Source organism: Actinoplanes sp. NPDC051470, assembly GCF_040682035.1.
Taxonomy (GTDB): Bacteria; Actinomycetota; Actinomycetes; order Mycobacteriales; family Micromonosporaceae; genus Actinoplanes.
The window spans coordinates 94480-117914 of the sequence record NZ_JBFBAA010000011.1 but is presented as its reverse complement, the minus strand read 5'-3'; the positions used below and the strand labels follow the sequence as shown (position 1 = coordinate 117914).

Annotated in this window: 24 protein-coding genes, 2 pseudogenes and 1 riboswitch; of the genes and pseudogenes, 8 read left to right on the top strand and 18 right to left on the bottom strand. The window is 72.1% G+C overall.

The window, feature by feature from the left end; translation table 11 throughout:
• Window positions 1-40: 40 nt before the first annotated feature.
• Window positions 41-2851 (bottom strand): aminomethyl-transferring glycine dehydrogenase, encoded by a 2811-nt coding sequence (gene gcvP / locus AB0M54_RS20740; RefSeq protein ID WP_364473120.1) that lies wholly within the window; start codon window positions 2849-2851, stop codon window positions 41-43.
• Window positions 2852-2927: 76 nt separating this feature from the next.
• A riboswitch (glycine riboswitch) is annotated at window positions 2928-3021 on the bottom strand.
• Between the two features lie 52 nt (window positions 3022-3073).
• Between gcvP and mgrA the strand changes: the two genes are divergently transcribed.
• The 3 genes from mgrA to AB0M54_RS20725 are packed head-to-tail and all read left to right on the top strand — an operon-like array spanning window position 3074 to window position 5495.
• On the top strand, window positions 3074-4069 hold the full coding sequence (gene mgrA / locus AB0M54_RS20735) for an L-glyceraldehyde 3-phosphate reductase (protein WP_364473118.1): 996 nt from the start codon (window positions 3074-3076) through the stop codon (window positions 4067-4069).
• A complete protein-coding gene (locus AB0M54_RS20730) occupies window positions 4066-4731 on the top strand; it encodes a nucleotidyltransferase domain-containing protein (RefSeq protein WP_364473116.1) in 666 nt (221 codons plus the stop codon). The genes mgrA and AB0M54_RS20730 overlap by 4 nt, the downstream gene beginning before the upstream one ends.
• A complete protein-coding gene (locus AB0M54_RS20725; RefSeq protein WP_364473114.1) occupies window positions 4728-5495 on the top strand; it encodes a nucleotidyltransferase domain-containing protein in 768 nt (255 codons plus the stop codon). The genes AB0M54_RS20730 and AB0M54_RS20725 overlap by 4 nt, the downstream gene beginning before the upstream one ends.
• Here the strand turns inward: AB0M54_RS20725 and AB0M54_RS20720 are convergent.
• Both AB0M54_RS20720 and AB0M54_RS20715 read right to left on the bottom strand, forming a co-directional pair.
• Entirely contained in the window at window positions 5464-5736 is a 273-nt protein-coding gene (locus tag AB0M54_RS20720) for a hypothetical protein (protein ID WP_364473112.1), read from the bottom strand. The two genes, AB0M54_RS20725 and AB0M54_RS20720, sit on opposite strands and share 32 nt — an antisense overlap.
• A complete protein-coding gene (locus AB0M54_RS20715) occupies window positions 5705-6136 on the bottom strand; it encodes a hypothetical protein (RefSeq protein WP_364473110.1) in 432 nt (143 codons plus the stop codon). The genes AB0M54_RS20720 and AB0M54_RS20715 overlap by 32 nt, the downstream gene beginning before the upstream one ends.
• A gap of 347 nt (window positions 6137-6483) precedes the next feature.
• Between AB0M54_RS20715 and AB0M54_RS20710 the strand changes: the two genes are divergently transcribed.
• From AB0M54_RS20710 to AB0M54_RS20695, 4 genes are all read left to right on the top strand, one after another.
• Window positions 6484-6804: a hypothetical protein gene (locus AB0M54_RS20710; RefSeq protein ID WP_364325985.1), complete on the top strand. Its 321-nt coding sequence runs from the start codon at window positions 6484-6486 to the stop codon at window positions 6802-6804.
• Complete coding sequence (locus AB0M54_RS20705) at window positions 6801-7433, top strand: nucleotidyl transferase AbiEii/AbiGii toxin family protein (protein ID WP_364325988.1); 633 nt, start codon at window positions 6801-6803, stop codon at window positions 7431-7433. The genes AB0M54_RS20710 and AB0M54_RS20705 overlap by 4 nt, the downstream gene beginning before the upstream one ends.
• Window positions 7434-7552: 119 nt before the next feature.
• Window positions 7553-7702: a hypothetical protein gene (locus tag AB0M54_RS20700; RefSeq protein ID WP_364473108.1), complete on the top strand. Its 150-nt coding sequence runs from the start codon at window positions 7553-7555 to the stop codon at window positions 7700-7702.
• Between the two features lie 82 nt (window positions 7703-7784).
• A complete protein-coding gene (locus AB0M54_RS20695) occupies window positions 7785-10295 on the top strand; it encodes a DUF3516 domain-containing protein (RefSeq protein ID WP_364473106.1) in 2511 nt (836 codons plus the stop codon).
• A 28-nt stretch (window positions 10296-10323) separates the two neighbouring features.
• Here AB0M54_RS20695 and AB0M54_RS20690 read toward each other — a convergent pair whose 3' ends face one another.
• Both AB0M54_RS20690 and AB0M54_RS20685 read right to left on the bottom strand, forming a co-directional pair.
• The gene (locus tag AB0M54_RS20690) at window positions 10324-10965 is read right to left on the bottom strand and encodes a hypothetical protein (RefSeq protein WP_364473105.1); all 642 of its coding nucleotides are present in this window, start codon (window positions 10963-10965) and stop codon (window positions 10324-10326) included.
• Window positions 10966-11143: 178 nt separating this feature from the next.
• Window positions 11144-12157: an EamA family transporter gene (locus AB0M54_RS20685; RefSeq protein WP_364473103.1), complete on the bottom strand. Its 1014-nt coding sequence runs from the start codon at window positions 12155-12157 to the stop codon at window positions 11144-11146.
• An 83-nt stretch (window positions 12158-12240) separates the two neighbouring features.
• Between AB0M54_RS20685 and AB0M54_RS20680 the strand changes: the two are divergent.
• A pseudogene (locus AB0M54_RS20680) lies at window positions 12241-13032 on the top strand (LysR family transcriptional regulator); the annotation flags it as partial.
• Here the strand turns inward: AB0M54_RS20680 and AB0M54_RS20675 are convergent.
• The 13 genes and pseudogenes from AB0M54_RS20675 to AB0M54_RS20615 form a co-directional block, all read right to left on the bottom strand.
• The gene (locus AB0M54_RS20675) at window positions 12995-13957 is read right to left on the bottom strand and encodes a DMT family transporter (protein ID WP_364326003.1); all 963 of its coding nucleotides are present in this window, start codon (window positions 13955-13957) and stop codon (window positions 12995-12997) included. The pseudogene AB0M54_RS20680 and the gene AB0M54_RS20675 overlap by 38 nt on opposite strands.
• A 74-nt stretch (window positions 13958-14031) precedes the next feature.
• Window positions 14032-14856 carry a helix-hairpin-helix domain-containing protein gene (locus AB0M54_RS20670; protein ID WP_364473101.1) on the bottom strand — a complete coding sequence of 275 codons (825 nt, stop codon included), beginning with the start codon at window positions 14854-14856 and terminating at the stop codon, window positions 14032-14034.
• Between the two features lie 98 nt (window positions 14857-14954).
• A pseudogene (locus AB0M54_RS20665) lies at window positions 14955-15140 on the bottom strand (hypothetical protein); the annotation flags it as partial.
• 52 nt (window positions 15141-15192) lie between these two features.
• Window positions 15193-15744, bottom strand: a complete 552-nt coding sequence (locus AB0M54_RS20660; RefSeq protein WP_364326008.1) for a MerR family transcriptional regulator — start codon at window positions 15742-15744, stop codon at window positions 15193-15195.
• Window positions 15745-15873: 129 nt separating this feature from the next.
• Complete coding sequence (locus AB0M54_RS20655) at window positions 15874-16338, bottom strand: bifunctional nuclease family protein (RefSeq protein WP_364326011.1); 465 nt, start codon at window positions 16336-16338, stop codon at window positions 15874-15876.
• Window positions 16339-16456: 118 nt separating this feature from the next.
• Window positions 16457-17128 carry a MerR family transcriptional regulator gene (locus tag AB0M54_RS20650; RefSeq protein WP_364326014.1) on the bottom strand — a complete coding sequence of 224 codons (672 nt, stop codon included), beginning with the start codon at window positions 17126-17128 and terminating at the stop codon, window positions 16457-16459.
• Between the two features lie 62 nt (window positions 17129-17190).
• The gene (locus AB0M54_RS20645; protein WP_364473099.1) at window positions 17191-17643 is read right to left on the bottom strand and encodes an FHA domain-containing protein; all 453 of its coding nucleotides are present in this window, start codon (window positions 17641-17643) and stop codon (window positions 17191-17193) included.
• A 188-nt stretch (window positions 17644-17831) separates the two neighbouring features.
• A complete protein-coding gene (gene gcvH / locus AB0M54_RS20640; protein ID WP_364326018.1) occupies window positions 17832-18212 on the bottom strand; it encodes a glycine cleavage system protein GcvH in 381 nt (126 codons plus the stop codon).
• Window positions 18213-18244: 32 nt separating this feature from the next.
• A complete protein-coding gene (locus tag AB0M54_RS20635) occupies window positions 18245-18952 on the bottom strand; it encodes a DUF881 domain-containing protein (protein WP_364326185.1) in 708 nt (235 codons plus the stop codon).
• A 506-nt stretch (window positions 18953-19458) separates the two neighbouring features.
• Window positions 19459-19791 (bottom strand): small basic family protein, encoded by a 333-nt coding sequence (locus tag AB0M54_RS20630; RefSeq protein ID WP_285686975.1) that lies wholly within the window; start codon window positions 19789-19791, stop codon window positions 19459-19461.
• Entirely contained in the window at window positions 19788-20663 is an 876-nt protein-coding gene (locus tag AB0M54_RS20625) for a DUF881 domain-containing protein (RefSeq protein WP_364473097.1), read from the bottom strand. Before AB0M54_RS20625 ends, AB0M54_RS20630 begins: the two co-directional genes overlap by 4 nt.
• A complete protein-coding gene (locus AB0M54_RS20620) occupies window positions 20660-21328 on the bottom strand; it encodes a CDP-alcohol phosphatidyltransferase family protein (RefSeq protein WP_364326025.1) in 669 nt (222 codons plus the stop codon). Before AB0M54_RS20620 ends, AB0M54_RS20625 begins: the two co-directional genes overlap by 4 nt.
• A 122-nt stretch (window positions 21329-21450) precedes the next feature.
• Window positions 21451-23418, bottom strand: coding sequence for a hypothetical protein (locus AB0M54_RS20615; RefSeq protein WP_364326028.1), 1968 nt, complete (start codon window positions 23416-23418; stop codon window positions 21451-21453).
• Window positions 23419-23435: the final 17 nt, after the last annotated feature.

Below are 23435 nucleotides of genomic sequence, written 5' to 3'. Positions count from 1 at the left end.
GCGACCCGCACCCGAGCCGCGGCCCCCTCGCCGGGGACGATCAGTCCTCGAAGGCTTCCGGCGACGGGCACGAGCAGACCAGATTCCGGTCGCCGTAGGCCCCGTCGATCCGCCGGACCGGCGCCCAGTACTTCGACATCCGATCCACGCCGGCCGGGTACGCCGCCGCCGAGCGCGGGTACGGGTGCTCCCACTCGTCGGCCGACACCGAGGCCGCCGTGTGCGGCGCGTTCGCCAGCGGATTGTCGCCCGTCGGCCACTCACCGGCCGCGACCTGGGCGATCTCGGCCCGGATGGCGATCATCGCGTCGCAGAAGCGGTCGAGCTCGGCCAGGTCCTCGCTCTCGGTCGGCTCCACCATCAGCGTGCCGGCCACCGGGAACGACATGGTCGGCGCGTGGAAGCCGTAGTCGATCAGCCGCTTCGCCACGTCGTCCACCGAGACGCCGGTGGCCTTGGTGATCGGGCGCAGGTCGAGGATGCACTCGTGGGCCACCAGGCCGTTCTCCCCGGCGTACAGGATCGGGAAGTGATCGGCGAGCCGGGCGGCCACGTAGTTGGCGGCGAGCACCGCGACCGACGTCGCCGCGGCCAGGCCGTCGGGGCCCATCATCCGCAGGTAGGCCCACGAGATCGGCAGGATGCCGGCCGACCCGTGCGCCGCCGCCGACACCGCGTGGTGATCGCCGGACTCGAGCGGGTCGCCGGGCAGGAAGTCGGCGAGGTGGGCGCGCACCGCGACCGGGCCGACGCCGGGACCGCCGCCGCCGTGCGGGATGCAGAACGTCTTGTGCAGGTTGAGGTGCGAAACGTCGGCGCCGAACTTGCCCGGCCGCGCGAACCCGACCAGCGCGTTGAGGTTGGCGCCGTCCACATACACCTGGCCGCCGGCCTCGTGCACCTTGGCGCAGAGGTCGGCGATCGACGTCTCGTACACGCCGTGGGTCGACGGGTAGGTGACCATGATCGCGGCCAGCCGGTCGGCGTGCTTGACGATCTTGGCGTCGAGGTCGGCCAGGTCCACGTTGCCGTTGTCGTCGCAGGCCACCACGACCACGCGCATGCCAGCCATCACCGCGGAGGCGGCGTTGGTGCCGTGCGCGCTGGACGGGATCAGGCAGACGTCCCGGTCGAGGTCGCCCCGCGAGCGGTGGTAGCCGCGGATCGCGAGCAGGCCGGCCAGCTCGCCCTGCGAACCGGCGTTGGGTTGCACGGACACCGCGTCGTAGCCGGTCAGCTCGGCCAGCCAGCCCTCGAGCTGGGCGACCAGGGCCTCGTAGCCGGCGGTGCGCGACGCCGGGGCGTACGGGTGGATGTTCGCGAACTCGGCCCAGCTCACCGGCTCCATCTCGGTGGTGGCGTTGAGCTTCATCGTGCAGGAGCCGAGCGGGATCATGCCCCGGTCGAGCGCGTAGTCGCGGTCGGAGAGGCGGCGCAGGTAGCGCAGCATGCCGGTCTCCGAGTGGTGGGTGGTGAAGACCGGGTGGGTCAGGAACTCGCTGGTACGCGCCAGAGCGACCGCCCCGCACTCGGCCGGCGACGCGACCGTGGCCCCGAAGGCGCCCAGGACGGCTTCGACGTGCGCGTCGGTCGTCGTCTCGTCGCAGGCGATCGACACCGTGTCGGCGTCCACCAGGCGCAGGTCGATGTCCTGGTCACCGGCCGCGGCGACGATGGCGGCGGCTTGTCCGGGCACGCGCACGGTCACGGTGTCGAAGAACGCGTCGTGCGTCGGCGAGATGCCCGCCGCCGCGAGCCCGCCGGCCAGATCCAAGGCCTTCTGATGGATGCGCTTCGCGATCGCGCGCAGCCCGTCGGCGCCGTGGTAGACCGCGTACATGCTGGCCATCACCGCCAGCAGGACCTGCGCCGTGCAGATGTTGCTGGTCGCCTTCTCGCGGCGGATGTGCTGCTCGCGGGTCTGCAGGGCGAGCCGGTAGGCCTGGGCGCCGTCCGCGTCCTTGGACACGCCGACCAACCGGCCGGGCAGCGACCGCTCCAGGCCGGCCCGGACCGCCAGGTAGCCGGCGTGCGGGCCGCCGAAGCCGAGCGGCACCCCGAAGCGCTGGGTGGTGCCGGCCGCGATGTCGGCGCCGATCTCGCCCGGCGGCCGCAGCAGGGTCAGCGCGAGCAGGTCGGCCGCGACCGTGACCAGGGCGCCGGCGGCGTGGGCCCGCTCGACGAGCGCGGCGTGGTCACGGACCGCGCCGGAGGCGCCCGGGTATTGCAGGTGCAGCCCGAAGAACTCGTCGGGCAGGTCGTCGCCGCCCAGCGAGGCGTCGATCAGGCGCAGTTCGATACCGAGAGGCTCGGCCCGGGTACGCAGGATCGCGAGCGTCTGCGGGAAGGTGTCGGCGTCCACCGCGTACACCGAAGATCTGCTCTTGGACCCGCGCTTGGCCAGGGTCATCGCCTCGGCGACCGCGGTGCTCTCGTCCAGCATCGAGGCGTTGGCCGTGGTCAGCCCGGTGAGATCGGTGACCATGGTCTGGAAGTTGAGCAACGCCTCCAGGCGGCCCTGGCTGATCTCGGGCTGGTACGGGGTGTACGCGGTGTACCACGACGGGTTCTCGAGCACGTTGCGGCGGATCACGGCCGGCGTCACGGTGCCGTAGTAGCCGAGCCCGATCATCGGCGTGGTGACCTGGTTGTGGCCGGCGATCTCGCGCAGCTCGGCGATCGCCTCCTCCTCGGAGGCCGCCGCGGGCAGATCGAGCGTGCCGTGCCAGCGGATGACCTCGGGGATCGCGGCGCCCATCAGGTCGTCCAGCGTCGAGTAGCCGATCGCCTTGAGCATCTGGGACTGCTCGTCGGCGTCAGGACCGATGTGCCGGTTGGCAAAAGTCGTCATGGGCGCACTCCAGGCCGGGGGTCGTCGTGTCAGACCCTCCCCCTCTGTCGTACCCACGAAGGGTCCTTCAGAGTCGCCTGCCCGCGCGGTCCGTGTGCCTGAGAGGTTCCGGGGAGGATTTGCCCCTTCGGCGCCACCTTTGCTCCGGTGATCTCTCCCGCAGCGGCTGGCGACCAAACTACCAGTGCACCGGCTGATGATCTCGCTCCTAGAGTGTGGTGTGTGACCTACCACGCGGCGGACGACCGCTACCAGACGATGACCTACCGCCGGGCCGGCCGCAGCGGCCTGCGCCTGCCCGCGATCTCGCTCGGCCTCTGGCACAACTTCGGCGACACCCGGCCGCTCGAGACCCAGCGAGCCATCGTGCGGCGCGCGTTCGACCTCGGCGTGACCCACTTCGACCTGGCCAACAACTACGGGCCGCCGCCCGGCAGCGCCGAGTCGAACTTCGGCCGGCTGCTCGCGAGCGACCTCGCGCCGTACCGGGACGAGCTGGTCATCAGCACCAAGGCCGGCTACCACATGTGGGAGGGCCCGTACGGCGAGTGGGGCTCGCGGAAGTACCTGGTCTCGTCGCTGGACCAGTCGCTCCGGCGGATGGGCCTGGACTACGTCGACGTCTTCTACCACCACCGGCCCGACCCGGACACCCCGATGGAGGAGACGATGGCCGCGCTCGACGCGGTGGTCCGGGCCGGCAAGGCGCTGTACGTCGGGATCAGCAACTACACCGCCGAGCAGACCACCCGCGCCGCCGCGATCCTGGCCGAGCTCGGCACGCCGCTGCTGATCCACCAGCCGTCGTACTCGATGCTGAACCGCTGGATCGAGCGCGACCACCTGCTCGACGCGCTCGAGTCGGCCGGCGCCGGCTGCATCGCGTTCAGCCCGCTCCAGCAGGGCCTGCTCACCGACCGCTACTTCCAGGGCATCCCGGACGACTCCCGGGTGCGCACCAGCGTCTTCCTCGACGAGGACGCGCTGGACGCCAAAACGATGGGCCGGCTGCACTCGCTGAACGACATCGCCCAGGGCCGCGGCCAGTCGCTGGCCCAGCTGGCGCTGGCCTGGGCGCTGCGCGACCCGCGGATGACCAGCCTGATCATCGGCGCGTCGAGCGTGGCCCAGCTGGAGGCCAACATCGGCGCGCTGGGCAACCTGTCGTTCAGCCCGGCCGAGCTCGACGCGATCGACGGCACGGTCCTGGACCTGTGACGTCCTTCGTCCCCGAGCACACGATCCTGTCGGTCGTGGTCGGGTCCCGGGCCTACGGGCTCGACGGCCCCGGCTCCGACCACGACCGGCGGGGTGTGTTCGCCGCGCCCACCCGGCTGTTCTGGCGGCTGGACAAGCCGCCGACCCACCTCGACGGCCCCCGCGACGAGGAGTTCTCCTGGGAGATCGAGCGGTTCTGCACGCTCGCCGCGCAGGCCAACCCGACGGTGCTGGAGGTGCTCTTCTCGCCGCTGATCGAGACGATCACCTCCGACGGGCGGGCGCTGCGGGACGCGCGGCGGGCGTTCCTGTCGCGGCGGGTGGCCGAAACCTACGGCAACTGCGCGCGCGACCAGCTGGCCCGGGTCGAGGCCCGCCGCGAGCGCACCGGGGTGGTCAACCACAAGCAGGCGATGCACATGATCCGGCTGCTGCTGGCCGGGGCCCATGTGTTGCGTACCGGCGACATCCTGGTCGACGTGTCACCACTGCGGGACCGGCTGCTCGCGATCAAGCACGGCGAGGCGCCCTGGGCCGACTGGGCCACGGAACTGCTCGCCGACCTGGCCGCGGCCGCGACGGAAACCCGGCTGCCCGATCGGCCGGATCGCGAGACGATCGATCAGGTGCTCATCGGCGTACGCGAAAGGGGCCTGCAATGACCACCGAAGTGCCGGAGTGGGCCGGCCAGATCGCCACCGACCTGCCCTATCCCCTGGTCTTCGCGACCGTGAGCGGCGCACACCTGTACGGCTTCGCGTCCGTCGACTCCGACCTCGACCTGCGCGCCAGCCACGTGCTGCCCGCCGCCGAGGTGGTCGGCCTGCGCACCGGCCCCCAGACGCTCCAGGCCGACGGCCTCCGCGACGGCGTCGAGCTCGACGTGGTCAGCCACGACCTGCTCAAGTTCGCCCGCCTTCTGAACAGCCGCAACGGGTACGTGCTGGAGCAACTGCTGTCCCCGCTGGTGGTGGTGACCACGCCCGTGCACGCCGAGCTGACCGCCCTGGCGCCGCGCCTGGTCACCCGCAACCACGCCTACCACTACCTGGGCTTCGCGGCGACGCAGGAGAAGCTGTTCGCCAAGACCGGCGAGCTCAAGCCCGCGCTCTACCTGCTGCGCGTGCTGCTGACCGGCCGCCACCTGATGCGCACCGGCGAGGTGGTCGCCGACCTGCGGGAACTGGACGCCCCGGCCTACGTGCCCGACCTGATCGCGGCCAAGCGCGCGGCCGAGCACGGCCCGTTCCCGCCGGACGTGCGAGCGGCCCTCGACCACGACGTGGCCCGTCTGCGCACCGACCTGGAGGCCGCCCGCGACGCGTCCCGGCTGCCCGACCAGCCCGACCCCGACGCGGTCGGCGCCCTGCACGACCTGGTCGTCCGCGTCCGCCTCACCGGGCCGGCGGCAGCTCCAGGCCGTTGAGCATGGCCGCCGGGCCACCACCGAACGAGGTCAGGCGGCTGCGGACGGGACCCGGCAGGCGTGGGAGCAGGCGCATGGCCTGGGCCATGGCCCAGACCTGGGCGCGGCTGCCCGGGACGATCGAGGCCAGCACCGACGGGCCGATCCGGCGGGCGTGGCCGACCGGCTCGCGCAGCGCGGCCTCGTAACGGGCCAGGGCGGCCGGGATGTCACGGCCGTCGCCCAGTTCGGCCGCCAGCACGTACGCCCCGGCCGCGCGACCAGGACGCCATCCGGATCTGGGCGATCTCGTCGAAGTAGAAGTCGCCGGCCCGGCCGAAGTGCTCCAGGACCGGCGCCAGCCGCGGACCGAACGCGTCGCCGATCAGGTCCCGGGCGGCGGCCGGGGTGAGGTTCTCGATCGGCGTCCGGATCAGGAACAGGGCCCGGCCCAGGCCGGCCGTCGCGGTCGGATAGACGGTCGCCGCGAGGCCCGGCGCGGCGAACGACGCCACGGTGGGCCCGGCGTGCAGCACGTCGGGCAAGGTGTAGACCGCGAGGTAGGCCCCGAGGAAGTGCCGGTAGTCGCGCTCGGGGCCGAAGGCCAGCCCGCGTACGCCGGAGTGCAGCCCGTCCGCGCCGACGACCAGGTCGGCCTCCACCGTGCTGCCGTCGGAGAGCCGGGCGCTCGTGCCGTCAAGGCTCTCAGGCCCATCCGCTCGACGACCTCGACGGCCGGCCCGAAGAGGTCGACCGCGTGCCCGCCGTCGCCGGCCCGCATGGACGCCGCCCGTTCGACCACCGTGACGTCCCAGCCCTGCCGGCGCAGCCAGTAGGCGAGCACCGGCCCGGCGACGCTCGCGCCCGAGATCAGAGCGTGCATGCCGCGCCTCCCGCGTTTGATCACCTATCGGTAGGTAAAGGTATTTCTGACCGTCCGGTAAGTCTGGTGGAGTCGGTCGGCCAGTGGCCGGCTGCTCGACGGGTTCGCGCAGGATACGCTGTCCCCATGACCAGCCCCGTGGTGCACCTCGCGCGGCCGCACCGGCCCGTGGTGGTCGCCGGGAGCCTGCGCGAGCTGACCGGTCCCGAACACGGGCCGGTCGAGCTGCCGCTGCGTCTGTGGTGGGGCCCGCCGCGCGCGTTCGACCTCGACCAGCCCGACGAGTTGCTGTGGATGTACGAGAACGTGCTGCGTGAGGCCGTCCGCGCCGACGAGCTGCGCAACTACCTGCACGGGCCGACGCTGGCGCGGGTGTGGTCGCGGCTCAACCTCCCCCGCGGCGTACGCGCGGCGTGGGAAGCCCGCCACCGCGCGCTCGGCAAGTGACCGACTTCTTCACCGACGTCGCCCGCATCGCCCTGGGCGTGGCCGACAAGCACGGCTTCGTCCTCGGCGGCGGCGTCGCCTGGCTGGTCAACGGCCTGGTCCGCCGCCCCACCGAAGACGTCGACCTGTTCACCGACGCCGAGGACGGCGTGGCCGCGGCCGCCGAGGAGGTGGCGTCGGCGCTGGCCGGCGCCGGGTACGCGGTGGCCCGCGAGGCGCCCGACGAGATGTTCGACGGCATGGACGACCACCTGCGCGAGTTCCTGGTGGCCGACGGCGACCGGGCGCTGCGCCTGACGCTGTGCCGGCTCGACCGCCGCCGCGCGCCGGTGGTGATGGACATCGGGCCCGTCATGCACCTGGACGACCTGGTCGCGACCAAGGTGGCGGCGCTGGCCGGGCGGCGCGAGGTCCGCGACTACATCGACGTGGCGGCGGCGCTGGAGCGCTACCCGCTCGACCGGGTGCTCACGCTGGCCCGGGCGGCCGACCCGGCGCTGGACGACGAGGACCTGGCCGACGCCGGGCGCTACCTGGACCGGCTGGACGACGCCCGGTTCGCGGTCTACGGGCTCGGCCCGGCCGAGGTGGCGGCGCTGCGTCTCACCCTGCGCGACTGGCCACGATGAGTAGTCGGTCGCTCACTTTAGGGCTGCTACCGATCAGCACCCGCTCATCATCCAAGTCGCAATGGGCGCCGCCCAATCTTGTGTCAGGTCCCCCACCTCACGCGAAATGAGCTCCCCAGATGCGTACTCGAATCGGCTCCACCATCGCCGTCATCGCCGCCGCCGCCGGCCTCGCCGCCGGTGTGGCCGGCCCGATCTACTCCGCGCTCGGCGGCGACGCCCCCTCCACCAGCACCTCGGCGGCCGCCATGGGCCGCATCATGCGGTAACCCCGCCGCAAGGGTCCCCCGTGATGGCCGGGTACGAGCGCTCGTACCCGGCCATCACGGTGTCCATAGACTGGACATCATCATGAACCTGACCGAACGCCTGCCCGGCACCCCAGATCCCGAGACCGTCCTCGACGCCTTCACCGGCTGGGTGACCGAGCAGGGGCTGACGCTCTACCCGCACCAGGAGGAAGCGCTCCTGGAGATCACCACCGGGTCGAACGTCATCCTGAACACCCCGACCGGCTCCGGCAAGAGCCTGGTGGCCACCGGCGCCCACTTCGCCGCCCTGGCCGACAAGCGCACCACCTTCTACACCGCCCCGATCAAGGCGCTGGTGTCCGAGAAGTTCTTCGCCCTCTGCGCGACCTTCGGCGCCCACAACGTCGGCATGCTGACCGGCGACGCCAGCGTGAACGCGGACGCGCCGATCATCGCCTGCACCGCCGAGATCCTGGCCAACCTGGCGCTGCGCGAGGGCCCGGACGCCGACGTCGGCCAGGTGGTGATGGACGAGTTCCACTTCTACGCCGAACCCGACCGCGGCTGGGCCTGGCAGGTGCCATTGATCGAACTGCCCCAGGCGCAGTTCCTGCTGATGTCGGCCACGCTCGGCGACACCACCCGCTTCGTCGACGACCTCTCGCGGCGCACCGGCCGGTCGACCGCGGTGGTCGCCACGGCCGATCGGCCGGTCCCGCTGCTCTTCGAGTACGCCATGACGCCGCTGCACGAGACGATCGAGGAACTGCTGAACACCCGGCAGGCCCCGGTCTACATCGTCCACTTCACCCAGGCCGCCGCCCTGGAACGGGCCCAGGCCCTGATGAGCATCAACATGTGCACGCGCGAGGAGAAGGACAAGATCGCCGCGGCGATCGGCAACTTCCGGTTCACCGCCGGCTTCGGGCGTACGCTGTCCCGCCTGGTCCGGCACGGCATCGGCGTGCACCACGCCGGCATGCTGCCCAAGTACCGCCGCCTGGTGGAGACCCTGGCCCAGGCCGGCCTGCTCAAGGTGATCTGCGGCACCGACACCCTCGGCGTCGGCATCAACGTGCCGATCCGCACGGTCCTGTTCACCGGCCTGTCCAAGTACGACGGGGTGAAGACCCGGCTGCTCAAGGCCCGCGAGTTCCACCAGATCGCCGGTCGGGCCGGCCGGGCCGGGTACGACACCGTCGGCACGGTCATCGTGCAGGCGCCGGAACACGTGATCGACAACGAGCGGGCGATGCTCAAGGCCGGTGACGATCCCAAGAAGCGCCGCAAGGTGGTCAAGAAGAAGCCGCCGGAGGGTTCCGTCGGCTACGGCCGGCCCACGTTCGACCGGCTGATCGAGGCCGAGCCCGAGCCCCTGACGTCGTCGTTCCAGGTGTCCCACGCGATGCTGCTGAACGTCCTCGGCCGCGGCGGCGACTCGTTCTCGGCCATGCGCCACCTGTTGCTGGAGAACCACGAGGACCCGGCCGCGCAACGCCGCCACATCCGCCGCACCGTGGCCATCGCGCGCGCCCTCCTGGCCGGCGGAATCATCGAGAAGGCCGGCGGCACCTACCGCCTGGTCGAAGACCTCCAGATCGACTTCGCGCTCAACCAGGCCCTGTCCCCCTTCGCGCTGGCCTGCCTGGAACTGCTCGACCGCGAGTCACCGGACTACCCGCTCGACGTCGTGTCGGTGATCGAGGCGACCCTGGAAGACCCGCGGCAGGTGCTGTCGGCCCAGCGCCAGAAGGCCCGCGGCGAGGCCGTCAACGCGATGAAGGCCGAGGGCATCGAGTACGAGCAGCGGATGGAACTGCTCGAGGACGTCACCTGGCCCCGCCCGCTGCTGGAAATGCTCGAGGCGGCCTACGAGACGTACCAGCGTGGCCACCCGTACATCGCCGACCACGAGCTGAAGCCGAAGTCCGTGGTCCGCGACATGTACGAGCGGGCGATGACCTTCACCGAGTACGTGTCGTTCTACGGCCTGTCCCGCTCCGAGGGCCTGGTGCTGCGCTACCTGGCCGACGCGTACCGGGCGCTGCGGCAGACCGTGCCCGAGGAGGCCCGCACCGAGGAGCTGACCGACCTGATCGAGTGGCTGGGCGAACTGGTCCGCCAGGTCGACTCCAGCCTGCTCGACGAGTGGGAACGCCTGCGCGACCCGTCCTTCGACCCCGCTTCCGACGAGGCGGCGGCGCGCGTCGACGACAAGCCGCCCGCGGTCACCCGCAACGTCCGGGCGTTCCGGGTCCTGGTACGCAACGCGATGTTCCGCCGCGTCGAACTGGCCGCCATGCGCCGCTCCGGCGAACTGGGCGACCTCGACAGCGAGGCCGGCTGGACGGCCGACCGCTGGGCCGACGCCCTGGCCGACTACTACGACGAGTACGACCAGATCGGCACCGGCCCCGACGCCCGCGGCCCCGCGCTGCTGCACATCGAGGCGGGCCCGTCGACGTGGCGCGTCCGGCAGGTCTTCGCCGACCCCGACGAGGACCACGACTGGGGCATCGAGGCCACCGTCGACCTGGCCGCCTCGGACGAACTGGGCGCGGCCGCGATCCGGGTCATCGACGTCGGGCCGCTCTCGGAGGCCGAGCGCTGACGCCGCTGTTCTACCGGCGGCCGCTGTCCTAGTGGCGGGTCCAGGGCGCGCCCGGGCGGTCGCGGTCCGCGCTCTGCCCCGCGGTCAGGTCGAGCACGTCGAGCAGGCCGGGATCGTGCTCGACCGCGTGGTGCAGGTGCACGATCCTGGCCGCGCCGGCATCCGCGCCGGCCGCGCCGACGAGCCGCCACATCCCGTCATCGGCGCCGTGGCTCACCCGAAGGACGGGCTCACGACCGACCTCGCCGGCCTGAACGCAGGTGGTGCCCAGCAACCAGTGCCGCATCCACCAGGCGCGCCGGTCCCGCTCCATGACCTGGTCCGCGACCCACCAGACGAACGGCAGATCCGGGTGGGCGCGGGCCTGCTCGGCGCTCAGATCCGGGCCGCCCTCGGGCACCCGCTCGAACGGCTCGTCGGTGAGCGAGTACGCGGGCCCGCCCTCATGCTCGAACACCACGGCATGAAACGTCCCGCCGCCCGGATTCCCGGCCCCGATGCCGACCGTCAGCCGCCCGACATGGTGCTCGGCGGCGTCGGCCCACCCGAACGCGTAGGAGGCGAGCTCACCCCCGGGCCCGACGAACTCCCCGAACGCCCGCCGGTCCATGCCTGAAGCATCGTGGGTCGGCGCCTCGGCGAGCGAGCCCTCCTGAACCTGGATCTGCACGCCCGCGAATGTAGCGGAGCACGGGCGCCCATCCACAGTCGCCGTCTCCTGTGGACAGCGCCCGCCGGACCCGCCGCCCGCGTGCTACCTTCCCGCCCACCCAGAGGGGTGGGGGCGGCGGCGGTGGCCGCGTCGAAATCAAGATCATTTCGCGGGCCCGGCCGGCGCGGGTGCCGACTCAGACGCGCAGCGCAGGCTCGGCGGGTTCTTCCGGCCCGACCGACGGGCCGGGCGCGGCCGGCGCGGGCGACGGCTCAGACGCCAGCGCGGGCTCGGCGGTCCCTTCCGGCTCGGCGGGCTCCTCGGGCTCGGCGGCCTCCTCCGGCTCGGCCGATGGGGCGGGTGCCGCGGACGGGGCAACGCGGGCGCCCGTGCGTTCGGCGCCGATGCCGGCCAGGACCACGAAAGCTATGCCGGCCACCGCGATCGCCGTGGGGGCCTGGCTCAGCACGAGCAGGCCGATCAGCAGGGCGAAGGCCGGCTCCAGGGCCATCAGGGTGCCGAAGGCGGCGGTTGTCAGGCGGCGCAGGGCCAGCAGCTCCAGGCTGAACGGGATCACCGGCAGCAGCAGGGCCAGGCCGGCGCCGGCCAGCAGCAACGACGGGCTCAGGTGGCCGAGGACCGACGGGCCGGCCACCAGGGTCGCCGCGACGCCGGCGACCGGCATCGAGACGGCCAGGCCGGTGAGGCCGGGTAGCGCGTCGCCGACCCGTTGGGTCAGGACGATGTACGCGGCCCAGCAGACCGCGGCGGCCAGGGCGAACGCCACGCCGATGGGGTCGGCGCCGCCGTGCCAGGGCTCGGTCAGGAGCACCACGCCGGCGGCGGCCGGGAGGGCCCACAGCCGGGCCCGGCCGGAGCCCCGGAACACGGCCACGCCGAGCGGGCCGAGGAACTCCAGGGCGCTGGCCGTGCCCATCGGCAGCCGGGCCACCGCGTTGGTGAAGAGGATGGTGACCCCGGCGGTCACCACGCCCAGCAGGACGCCGTTGAGCAGAACCTTCCGCGGCACGCCGCGCAGGCGGGGGCGGACCAGCAGCGGCAGCAGCACGCCGGCCCAGACCAGCCGGAGCCAGGCCGTACCGTCGGCGCCGATCCGGTCGATGAGGCCGACGGACACCGCGATGCCGAGCTGCACCAGGGCCATCGAGCCGAGGGCCAGCAGCGAACCGGAACGGGCGTTGTTCGTCATGTCCACAAGTTCACCTTGAGAAATCGTTCACGTCCACGTGCTTTTGGTGGACAGACCATTCACGATTACCGGACGATGGAGCGATGGAGACCCGCCGCCTGCGAATACTGATCGAGCTGGAACGGCGAAAGTCGATGCGGGCCGTCGCGGACGAGATGGGTATCACCACCTCGACCGTGTCGCAGCAGGTGGCGGCGCTGGCCAAGGAGGTCGGGGCCACGCTGATCGAGCCGGACGGGCGCAACGTGCGGCTCACCCCGGCGGGGCGGCGGCTGGCCGCGCACGGCGTGACCATTCTGGCCGCGGTCGACGCCGCCCGCCTCGACCTCGACCCGGCCGCCGAGCCGGTCGGCACGGTGCGGGTGTCCGGCTTCGCGACCGCGATCCGCCGTACGCTCCTGCCGATCCTGGCCGCCCTCCGGCCCACCCACCCGGGGGTCGGCGTGGCCATCCGCGAGTACGAGCCGGGCGAGCAGTTCGCGTTGCTGGCCTCCGACGAGATCGATCTGGCCCTGGTGTACGACTACAACCTCGCCCCGGCCACCTTCGACGCGTCGCTGCTGGCCTGGCCGCTGTGGGAGAACGTGTGGTGGCTGGGGGTCCCGGCCGACGCGCCGGACGACCTCGACCTGGGCGCCCAGGACTGGATCGTCAACTCGCGCAACCCGGCCGAGCAGGACGTCGTACGCACGCTCGGTTCGATGATGGGTTTCACCCCGCGCTTCGTGCACCAGGCCGACAGCCTGATCCTGCTGCAGGACCTGCTGGTGGCCGGAATGGGCATCGGACTGCTGCCGGTCGACCGGCCACCGCAGCCGGGCGTGCGGCTGGTCCGGCTCAGCGGTCCCGAGGTGCGGATGCGGGCGTGGGCGGTGGCTCGGCGGGGACGGGAGGGGTGGCCGCCGCTGGCGCTTCTGCTCGACCGTCTGAAGCGGACCGGCGACGGGACACCGCCACCCCGGCCAGGCACAGCGCCCCACCGGCCAGCGTGAGCCAGCCGGGCACCTCGTCCAGGAACAGCCACGACATGAACACGACCAGCGCCGGCACCACGTAGGTGGTGGCGCCGAGCTTGCCCGCGGTGGTGCGCGCCAGCGCGTACGCCCAGGTGGTGAACGCGATCGCGGTCGGACCGACCCCCAGGTAGATCATGTTCAGCGTGGCCGGCAGCGGCGCGCCGGCCACCTCGCCGGCGAGCCGGCCGGCGAACGGCAGCAACGCGACCGTGGCGACGAGCGTGGAGTAGGTGGTGATCTGCAGCGCGCTGCCGTACCGGAGGGCCGGTTTCTGAGCGACCACCCCGATCGCGTAGGTGATCGCCGCCAGCACGCACAGCAGCACGCCGAGCAGCGACGACCCGCCGCCCGCGGACATCGACAGCCCGACCACCACGGTGCCGGCGAACGACACCGCGATGCCGAACCACAGCGACCGGGGCGCCCCCTCGCGCAGCAGCCACACGCCGAGCAGCGCGATCAGGATCGGGCCGATGTTCACCAGCAGCGCGGCGGTGCCCGCGTCGACCAGGCGCTCGCCCCAGTTCAGGAACACCATGTAGCCGCCGAACCAGAGCAGCCCCGAGGTCAGGATGCCCGGCCAGGCCCGGCGATCGGGCCAGCCCACCCGGCGGATCAGCGCCCACCCGCCCAGCAGCAGCGCCGCCGTGCCCAACCGGCCCAGGGCCAGCGCGCCCGGTGAATAGGCCGAGCCGGCGCTGCGGATGGAGACGAAGGCGGACGCCCAGAACAGGACGGTCACCGCGGCGGCCCCTAGAGCGACCGCCCGTTGTCGATCAGGCATGCCACGAATCTAGGGGCCGTCGCGGTGATTGTCCGAGCGATATTCGGACATCGAGCTCCAAGAAACTGCCAGGGTCAGGTACGGCTCTTCAGCGTACGGGCGAGCGCGGTGAAGCCCGCCTCGTCGCCCTCGGCGAGCAGGGCGGCCTGGCGCGGCCAGGTGCCCGCGGTGGCCGGGCGGCGCAGCTTCGCCGTGGTGATCGCCGAGCGGATCGCGGCGTCGTCGGCCACGGCCAGCTGGCCGTAGGTGGTGATCCCGGCGGCGTGCAGCGCGGCGGCCATCTTGGGGCCGATGCCTTCCAGGCGCTTGAGGTCGTCGCCGACGGCGATGCGCTGGGCGGGCACCGCGGCGACCGGCGCGGCCTCGGCAACCGGAGCAGCCTCAGCAACCGGAGCAGGCTCAGCAACCGGAGCAGGCTCAGCAATCGGTGCGGGGTCAGCGATCGGTGCGGGGTCAGCGATCGGAGCAGGCTCAGCGACCGGGGCGACCGACATCTCGTGCGGCCGGGCGACCGGCTCGGGCTCCTCGACCGGCGCGGACGAGATTTCGCCCGGACGCGGGACCGGGGCGGTCTCAGGCTCGGGCTCCGGCGAAGGCGTGGTCTCCTCGACCAGGCCGGCGGAGAGGTGCGGCTTCGGCGACGAAGCGGGCTCGTCCTCGACCGGCTCGATCGTCTCGGACGGGACCGGCTCGACCGCCACGATCACCGCTTCGGGCGCGGAAGAAGCCGTTTCGGGCGCGGGAGAAGCCGCCTCCGGCACGGAGGAAGGCGCGGCAACAGCCGCCTCGGACGCCGGCGCGGCGGACGCGGCCGGGGTCGTCGCGGCACGCCTCCCCCACACCAACCATCCGACGAGCAGACCGATCAGAAACGCCAGGATCGCGTAGACGAACGACACGGGAGACCTCCGCGGCCGGACAGGGGGTGGAAAAGACCGGGGAAGGATCGCACACGTCGATACCCGCAGTCACATTCCGTCCCGCGTGTCGGGCTGCCTCAGTTGCCGGCGTACTCCCGAAGATGTCTCGCGGTGAGCGTTTCCGGCCCGCTGACCAGCTCGGACGGCGTACCCGTGAACACCACCCGGCCACCGTCGGCGCGCGCGCCGGGACCGAGGTTGATGATCCAATCGGCGTGTGCCATCACCGCCTGGTGATGTTCGATGACAATCACCGTGTTGCCGGCGTCGGCATCGTGGCTGTCGGCGATGTGCGTCACCGCAGCGACACTACGGTCAGCCGGCGCGGCGGCGGGCCCGGCGAGCGGCGAGCTCGTCACCCGCGGCGGGCTCGGCCGAGGTGTCGGTGCCCACCGGCTGGGGCGAGGCCGGCTCGGCCGGCAGGTTGGTCAGCGAGCCCTGGATCTCCTTGAACGCGCCGCCGATGGCGATGCCGAACACACCCTGGCCGCCCTGGAGCAGGTCGACGACCTCTTCGGGCGAGCGGCACTCGTACACCGTGGTCCCGTCCGAGATCAGCGTGATGCCGGCCAGGTCTTCCACCCCACGCGAGCGCAGCGTCTCGATCGCCTTGCGGATGTTCTGCAGCGACACCCCGGCGTCGAGCAGGCGCTTGACCACCTTGAGGACGACCAGGTCGCGGAACGAGTAGAGGCGCTGGGTGCCGGAGCCGGACGCGTCCCGGATGCTCGGCACCACCAGCGCGGTCCGCGCCCAGTAGTCGAGCTGGCGGTAGCTGATGCCGACCGCGTGGCAGGCGGTCACCCCTCGATAGCCGACGGAACCGTCCTCGCCGACCTGGGGCCCTTCAAGAGGCTGATCGTGCATGCGACTACCTCCCCATGCCACCGACTGAGACTCCATGAGCCTATATCTCAGCCGAGCGGGAAACAGGGAGGTAATACTGCGACACGCCGCGTACGGACGACCGGGGCCTTTGCCCCGATGCGTGCCGGATTATCCGGCGAAGTCCTCGGGGCGAACCTGGTCGAGGAACTCGCGGAACTTCTCGACCTCGTCCTCCTGCTCGTCCGGGATCACGATGCCGGCCTCGGTCAGCACCTGGTCGGCGCACCGGATCGGAGCACCCACCCGCAACGCCAGGGCGATCGAGTCGCTCGGCCGCGCGGACACCCGCAGGCTGTCACCGATCAGCAGATCGGCGTAGAACACGTTGTCCTTCAGCTCGATGATCTCCACGGCCTTCAACGGCTGTTGAAGGGCCGCGAGGATGTCCCGCAGCAGATCATGGGTCAACGGCCGGGCCGGCTTCACGCCCTGCTGCTCGTACGCGATGGCGGTAGCCTCCACCGCGCCGATCCAGATCGGCAGGTAACGGTCCCCGTCGACCTCTCTGAGCAGAACGATCGGCTGGTTGCTGGGCAGCTCCACCCGAACCCCGACCACGCTCAGCTCGCGCACCGCCGCCTCCGTGTGTCGATGTCATCGCCGCCGCACTTTCCAACGACTGCCCTACTCCTGCACGGTACACGCACGCCGTCCGTGTCCGTCTGCTGCGGCATGCCCCTCGGCGGGGGTTTCACCGGCCCAATTCGTTGCGCAGCCCCGCACGCACCAGTGCGGCGTGCAACCGCTGTGACAGCGCCTGCAGCTCACGCGCGGTTTCCGCGGCCCGGGCCCGGGCCCCGGGATCGTGCTGTCGCACCAGCGGCGCCAGCAGCTGGGTGAACAAGCCGACCTCGCGGTCGGCGCCGGCCCGGAAAGCACGCAGGTGACGCAGTTCGAGGCCGTGCCGGGCCAGGCCGGCCACCGCCTCGACGATCACCACCTGGTCGCCGTCGTACCAGCCGGGCGGCCGGGCCGTCACCAGCCCGGCCCGCTCCAGCTCGGTGAGCATCTCGTCGCTCACCCCGGTGCGTTGCAGCAGCTCCGCCCGCGGAACTCGGGTGTCCGCGGGATCGGCCGCACGCGTGGAACCGGCGGCCCCGACGGCGACCAGAGCGGGTCGCTGCGGAGGCTCCAGTTCCTGCTTGTCCAGCTGCTCCCGGATGACCCGCAACGGCAGGTACTGATCCCGTTGCGCGGTCAGCACGAACCGCAGCCGGTTCACGTCGTCCTGCGAGTACTTCCGGTAGCCGGACGGCGTCCGCTGCGGGTCGACGAGGCCTTCCGCCTCGAGGAACCGCAGCTTGGAGATGGTCGTGTCGGGGAATTCGGTGCGGAGCTGAGCAAGCACCTCACCGATACTCATCAGCACGACATCGCGGCTCGGGCGTGCTGATCCCGGGTCGCGTGCGGCTGCCCCCGCCGACGTCACGCGTGGCCGCCCTCGCCCTCCGGCCGGGGTCCGGCGATGAACACGAGACGGAACTTGCCGATCTGCACCTCGTCGCCGTTGCTGAGCGTCGCGGCTTCGACCCGCTCGCGGTTGACATACGTCCCGTTCAACGACCCGACATCACGCACCGTGAAGGTGCCCTGGTCGCGGTGGAACTCCGCGTGCCGGCGCGACACGGTCACGTCGTCCAGGAAGATGTCGCTGTCCGGGTGCCGGCCGCTGGTCGTCACGTCGTGGTCGAGCAGGAACCGGGCGCCCGCGTTCGGCCCCCGGCGTACGACGAGCAGGGCCATGCCGGGCGGCAGCGAGCCGGACATCCGGCTCGGGACAACGTCCGTCTCCGGCCCATCGAGCACCTCGTCGAGCGCACCGAGGTTGAGCGTGGACGTGACGTCGAGTGGGGGAAACTCGTCGTCTGGGCGCGTCATGGACCACCTCACGGATCTGTCGCGGGTCGTGCCCCCTGGCGACCCGGGGCGCCCAGACGCGGCTGCCCACGGCCGCTGTCCGGGACGCCGGACACACGACTATAGGTTTCGAAGAGATAACAAGTTCTACACGTGCCACGCGAGCCTAGTCAGCCGTGGATCGACGGACAACCGGACGCGCGGGAGACTCAGTTCTCGGTCAGGGCCCGGTATCCGGCCGCGTCGAGCAACGCGTCCACCGACGCCGGATCGGCCGGAGCGATCTCCACCAGCCAGCCCGCGGCGTACGGCTCCGCGTTGATCAGTTCCGGCTCGTCGGCCAGCGTCGCGTTGCGCGACACCACCGTGCCGGCGATCGGCGCGTAGAGCTCGGACACGCTCTTGGTCGACTCGATCTCGCCGATCGAGTCACCGGCCCGCACCTCGGTGCCCTCGTCGGGCAACTGCACGTAGACGATGTCGCCCAGCGCGTCCTGCGCGAAGTGGGTGATGCCCACCCGCACCGGCCCGCTGCCGTCCGAGGCCACCCACTCGTGCTCGGACGTGTACCGCAGGTCCTCAGGAATCACACATTCCTCCGTAGTGACACCGGCCTGGTCGGTCAGGAGACCGGTCGTGCGTACTGCAGGGTGGTCGCCTTGCGCAGGGCGGTCACGTCGACCACCTCGCGGCGCTCGACCTGTACGCTACCGCCGTCACCCTCCACGGACGCGACCACCCCACCCGGGATGTTGAGCGCGGTTTCCATCGTCTGCGGCGGGCCGATCACGGAGAGTGTGTACGGTCCGGCCATCCGCTCCCCGTCGACCGCGATCCCGCCCTCCTGCGCGTCGACGAAGTAGGTGGAGGCCACGATCCGCACCGGCTGACCGCCACTCCCCTGCACCTGCATGACCTCGCCGCCGGCGCCGCGCAACTCCTGCACCGCGTTCAGCACGCCGGACGCCTTCACCCCGACCATGGTGATCCGCAGGCCCGGCCCCTGTCCCGGCAGCGTGCCGGCCAGCAGCCCCAGCTCCTCGGCGCGCCGGTCGGCCTCGGCCAGCGCCGCCTCCCGCCCGGCCACGCCCGAGGTCAGCTTCCGCTGTGAGGTCTCCAGCGCGGTGATCTCCTGCTGGAGCCGGGCGTCCTGCGACTCGAGGTCGGACAGGATCCGCACCAGGTCTTCCTGCCGCGCGGACGCCAGCCCCTCATCGGTGTTGTTGCTGCGCAGCTGGACCACCAGGGTGAACCCGAACAACGCCAGCAACACCGCGATCAAAGCCCCACCCGATGTCCACTTCTTCGCGGCTCGGGTCTCGCTTTTTATGGGTACGCCAGTCGGCTCCCCGTCAACGGCCTGGTCAGCAATGTCGACGGCGTTCACCGGTTCGGGTGACGCCGACACCTCCCGCCCAGCCGGGTCCGCGGCCTGGTCGTCACCCGCGCCTTGCGGCGCGGCTTCCGCTCGGCCGCCGGTCCCGGCCCCGCTCGCGCCGGCCGTCGGGGTGATGACCGTGGGCTCCTCGTCGGGGGCGGTGACCGTCGGTGGTGGCACCAGCCGGCGGGTCTCGCCGTCGTCCGGCTGAGGTCGCTCGACGCGGGTCGTCGGGCCGTCGCCCGGGCCGGCGACCAGCTCGGAACGCGTCAGCGAGACCGTCGGTTTGTTAGATGGATCATCTTCCGCGGTCCCGGGCGTGTCGGCCGGCTCCGGCGGACGGATCGACGCGCGCGACTCCCCGGGCAGGGCGGGCATCCGGCCGGCCAGCGGCAGCTCGCCTCCGGCCGTACCCGTCGCCTCGGGTTCGGGTTTCTTGTCGGGATCGGTCATCGCGCCTAGGCCCGGAACAGGTGCCGGCGGATGGCGGCCACGTTGCCGAAGATCCGGACGCCGAGGACGACCACCACGCCGGTGGAGAGCTGGCCGCCCACGCCGAGCTGATCGCCGAGATAGACGATCAGGCCCGCGACCAGCACATTCGAGACGAACGAGACGACGAACTGCTTGTCGTCGAAGATCCCGTCGAGCTGGGCGCGCACCCCGCCGAAGACCGCGTCCAGGGCCGCCACCACCGCGATGGGCAGGTACGGCTGCAGGCCCGGCGGCACGGTCGGGTGGAACACGATGCCGAGCACGACACCGGCGATCAGGGCGAGTACGGCGATCATCGGCCGCCTTCCGACGGTGAGGACGAAGGGACAAGGGGCGTGATCGGCTTGGCGACCCGCAGTTTGAGCTCGGTGGCGGCGTCCAGCGTGACGTCGTCGACCTCGGCCGCGTCGAACGACATCCCGTACCGCTTGACGAGCTCGGCGAAGAACCGGCCCGCGTACCCGTCCCGGAACTCGCTCTCCAGGTCGTCCGGGCCGAGCGCGACGATCTCGTACGGCGAGGTCACCGGCCGGAAGTCGACCAGGATCGCCTCGCCCGCCTGCCGGATCGTGGACGTCGCGGTCAGCCGCTCCCCGTTGATCGCGATGGCCTCGGCGCCGGCCGCCCACAGCGCGTTCGACGCGAGCTGGAGGTCGGTGTCCTTGACCTGCGCCTCGGTCCGCCGGTCGCCGGTGACCGGGTTGATCGTGGTCGCCCCGTCGGCCAGCGTCACCTTGGCCCCGCTGCCCCGCACCGGCGCCAGCCCGGTGGCCGCCTCCAGGTCACGCAGCCGCTGCACGGCCGCGCCGCCCAGCTCGCGCTCGCGCAGGCCGGCCACCTCGGCCCGCAGCGACTCGGCGCGTTCCTGCAGCTCGCCGTTGCTGACGCGGCGGTCCTGCACCTGCTCGACCAGGGTGGCGTGGGCGCGGGTGCGGGCCGGCTCGTCCTCCATCGTCTGCCGGTAGGCCATCACCAGCAGCACACCCAGCAAGACCAGGGTGACCGCCATGATCGTCCGGTAGGTCTTCCGCGCGTTCGGTGACGGGCCTTCGCCACGCGCCTTGCGTTCGGCCGCGTCGGCGTACCCGGGGTCGAGCGGGTTCCGGAACAGCTCGGTCAGAAAGTCGGGGGTGAACGTGCGGCGTTCCCCGCCACCCGTGGCCGTCATCCGGTGACCGCCGCGGGCCCGGTCGGCGCCCCCGGCCCGGTGCCGTCGGTGTCCTGGGCCCGCTCGGCCCGGCGTTCGGCGCGGACCAGGCCGATCGTCTGGACCCAGTAGAAGACCGCGGCCGCCCAGTAGAGCGCGAGCGCCCACCACATCAGGCCCCAGCCGGTCGGGCCGAGCCAGTGCTCGGACCCGGGCAGGGCCTGGCTCAGCAGCACCAGCGGGAACGCCGCGAGCAGCACGAACGTGCCGGTCTTGCCGACGTAGTGCACGGCCGGCGGCCCGTACCCGTACCGGCGCAGCACCAGCAGCCCGACGCCGAGCACCACCTCGCGCATCAGCAGGGCCGCGGTCAGCCACCACGGCACCACCTCGCGCAGCGTGAAGCCGATCAGCGTGGCCAGGATGTAGAGCCGGTCGGCGAACGGGTCGAGCAGCTCACCGAGCCGGCTGACCTGGTTGAGGCGGCGTGCCGCGTAGCCGTCCACCCAGTCGGTCGTGCCCCCGGCCACCAGCACGATCACCGCGGCGATGTCATGTTCGGGCCCGAGCAGCAGGTAGAGGAAGAGCGGCACGCCGAGCAGCCGGATGAAGCTGATGACGTTCGGAACGGTCCAGATGCGCCGGGACGCGACTACAGGAGCGTGCGCAGACGGTTGCTGCGACATCGCGACTCCCTCTCCCCCGACGCTCATCACCGGGCCACCCGAACCCCCTCGGGTAAACGCACGCTCCGGCCACTCGCCGAGCCACTATAACCAGCCTGCGCTCCCCGACACGCGAGGCACGGTCATCCACGTCCTCGTCGTGACCGCACGTAGTCGTCGACCACGTACCGTCCCAGCTCCTCGACGTCCGGGCTGAACACCCGGCCCCCGCTGCGCTGCGCCACCGCGTCCACGAACCGCCGCAGTCCCGGATCTTCCCCGAGCATGAACAGATTGAGCGTCGCGCCGTACCGGGTGAGCTGGTCGACCTCACGCACCGTGGCCTCCACCGTCTCGGGCAGCGTGGGCCACCAGAAGAACGGCTGCCCGTCGTCGTCGAGGTGGGCGGTCGGCTCGCCGTCGGTCACCACCAGCACCACCGGCTCGGAGCCGGGGTGCTTGCGCACGTGCCGGCCGGCCAGCTTGAGCGCGTGCTGGAGGTTGGTGCCCTTCTCCATGTTCGGCTCGATCGCGGCCAGCTCGCTCTGCGACAGCGTCATGGCCAGCGGGCCGAAGCCGATGATCTGCAGCGAGTCCTGCGGGAACTGGGTCTCGACCAGGTGGGACAGGGCCAGCGCGGTCTGCTTCATCGGGCCCCAGCGGCCGTCGGCGAACATCGAGTACGACAGGTCGACGCACAGGGCGACCACCGCGGACGCCCGGCGCTCGGTCTCCGCCACCTCGAAGTCGTCCGGCTGCAACCGCACCGGCAGCGTCGCCGTGGACCGGCCGGAAGCCCGCCGCCGCACCGCGTTGCCGATCGTGCGCACCACGTCGAGCGGCTGCTCGTCGCCGAACGTCCAGCGTCGCGACGAGCCGGTCAGGTCGCCGGCCGCCCCGGCGTCGCGCAGGTCGTGCTGGCCGCGCTGCTTGGCCGACAGGTCGGAGAAGACCTTGGCCAGAGCCGTCCGGCCGAGCCGCCGCAACGCCTTGGCCGACAGGGTCAGCCCCTCGTCGTCCCGCGTCACCCAGCCCTGCCGGCGCATCTCCCGCTCGAGCTCGCGCAGCCGCCGCACGTCGTCCGCCGCCGACCGGCCGAGCTGCCGCTCCACCGCCTGCACGTCCACGTCGTCCAGGGTCGCCCCCGGATGCTCCTGGCCCAGCTGTTCCAGCAGGTCGTCCAGGTCGGCCAGCTCGCCGAGGGCGGCCGTCGCGTCGCCGTACCCCAGATCTTCGGACCCCCGCATCCGCTCGCCGCGCCCCCAGTTCAGGCCGGGCCGCAGCGCGCGGAGATTATCGGTCATCTCGGACAGCTGGCCCCGCAGCGGGCCGTCGCCGAGCGCCTGGTCCATCAGCTGGGCCAGCTCCTCGCGCTGCTGCGGGCTCAGCGACCGCATCAGCCGCTCGGCCGCCGCGGCCCGCCGGGCCAGCGAGTCGACCAGCTCCTCGATGTTCCCCGGCTGCTCGGGGAAGAACTCGCCGTGCTTCTCCATGAACTGCTGGAACGCGTCCTCGGTGTCCTCGCCGCGGGCGTGCCGCCCGAGCAGGTCGTTGAGGTCGGTGAGCATCTCGGAGATCCGGGCGTTCGCGGCCGGGTCGTTGCCCTGGAGCGCCTGCTTCATCCCGGCGAAGCGCTGCTCGATGACCTCCTGCCGCAGGCCGTTCAAGATCTGCTGGTACGTCTGGCGCGCCTCGTCGCTGGCCCAGTCGTACTCGGACAGCTCCTGCACCGCCTGCGCGGTCGACCGGGGCAGGTTGTCGAGCATCGCCTCGGCGAACCGGGCGTTGTCGTCGTCGCCGCGCCGGCCCAGCTCCTCGCGTTCGGCCGCCAGGGCCTGGTCGAGCAGTTGCTGGGCCCGGGTCACCGCGCCGTCCAGGTTGCCCCGGCGCAGCGCGTCCCGGCGCATCCGGCGCGCCTTGGCGTACAGGTCGTCGAGCCCGCGGCCGTCCCGCGGCCCGCGCCGCAGCAGATCGCGCAGCGCGTCCCGCAGGTTCTCGCCGGCCAGCACCCGCTCGCCGACCTCGTCCACCGCGCCGCGCACGTCGTACGGCGCGGCGAGCGGGTCGGGCCCGTCCCGCCACGCCCCGTACCGGAATCGGTTCCCACTCATTGCCCACCCCGCTCCGC

What these genes read in the sequence shown, in the direction of transcription:
- AB0M54_RS20675 (WP_364326003.1), bottom strand. Translation starts at nt 13,957, where the DNA reads ATGCCTGATCGACAACGGGCGGTCGCTCTAGGGGCCGCCGCGGTGACC.
- AB0M54_RS20695 (WP_364473106.1), top strand. Translation starts at nt 7,785, where the DNA reads ATGAACCTGACCGAACGCCTGCCCGGCACCCCAGATCCCGAGACCGTC.
- AB0M54_RS20615 (WP_364326028.1), bottom strand. Translation starts at nt 23,418, where the DNA reads ATGAGTGGGAACCGATTCCGGTACGGGGCGTGGCGGGACGGGCCCGAC.
- gcvP (WP_364473120.1), bottom strand. Translation starts at nt 2,851, where the DNA reads ATGACGACTTTTGCCAACCGGCACATCGGTCCTGACGCCGACGAGCAG.
- AB0M54_RS20700 (WP_364473108.1), top strand. Translation starts at nt 7,553, where the DNA reads ATGCGTACTCGAATCGGCTCCACCATCGCCGTCATCGCCGCCGCCGCC.
- AB0M54_RS20650 (WP_364326014.1), bottom strand. Translation starts at nt 17,128, where the DNA reads ATGAGTATCGGTGAGGTGCTTGCTCAGCTCCGCACCGAATTCCCCGAC.
- AB0M54_RS20660 (WP_364326008.1), bottom strand. Translation starts at nt 15,744, where the DNA reads ATGCACGATCAGCCTCTTGAAGGGCCCCAGGTCGGCGAGGACGGTTCC.
- AB0M54_RS20630 (WP_285686975.1), bottom strand. Translation starts at nt 19,791, where the DNA reads ATGATCGCCGTACTCGCCCTGATCGCCGGTGTCGTGCTCGGCATCGTG.
- AB0M54_RS20685 (WP_364473103.1), bottom strand. Translation starts at nt 12,157, where the DNA reads ATGACGAACAACGCCCGTTCCGGTTCGCTGCTGGCCCTCGGCTCGATG.
- AB0M54_RS20710 (WP_364325985.1), top strand. Translation starts at nt 6,484, where the DNA reads ATGACCAGCCCCGTGGTGCACCTCGCGCGGCCGCACCGGCCCGTGGTG.
- AB0M54_RS20725 (WP_364473114.1), top strand. Translation starts at nt 4,728, where the DNA reads ATGACCACCGAAGTGCCGGAGTGGGCCGGCCAGATCGCCACCGACCTG.
- AB0M54_RS20620 (WP_364326025.1), bottom strand. Translation starts at nt 21,328, where the DNA reads ATGTCGCAGCAACCGTCTGCGCACGCTCCTGTAGTCGCGTCCCGGCGC.
- AB0M54_RS20645 (WP_364473099.1), bottom strand. Translation starts at nt 17,643, where the DNA reads ATGACGCGCCCAGACGACGAGTTTCCCCCACTCGACGTCACGTCCACG.
- AB0M54_RS20625 (WP_364473097.1), bottom strand. Translation starts at nt 20,663, where the DNA reads ATGACGGCCACGGGTGGCGGGGAACGCCGCACGTTCACCCCCGACTTT.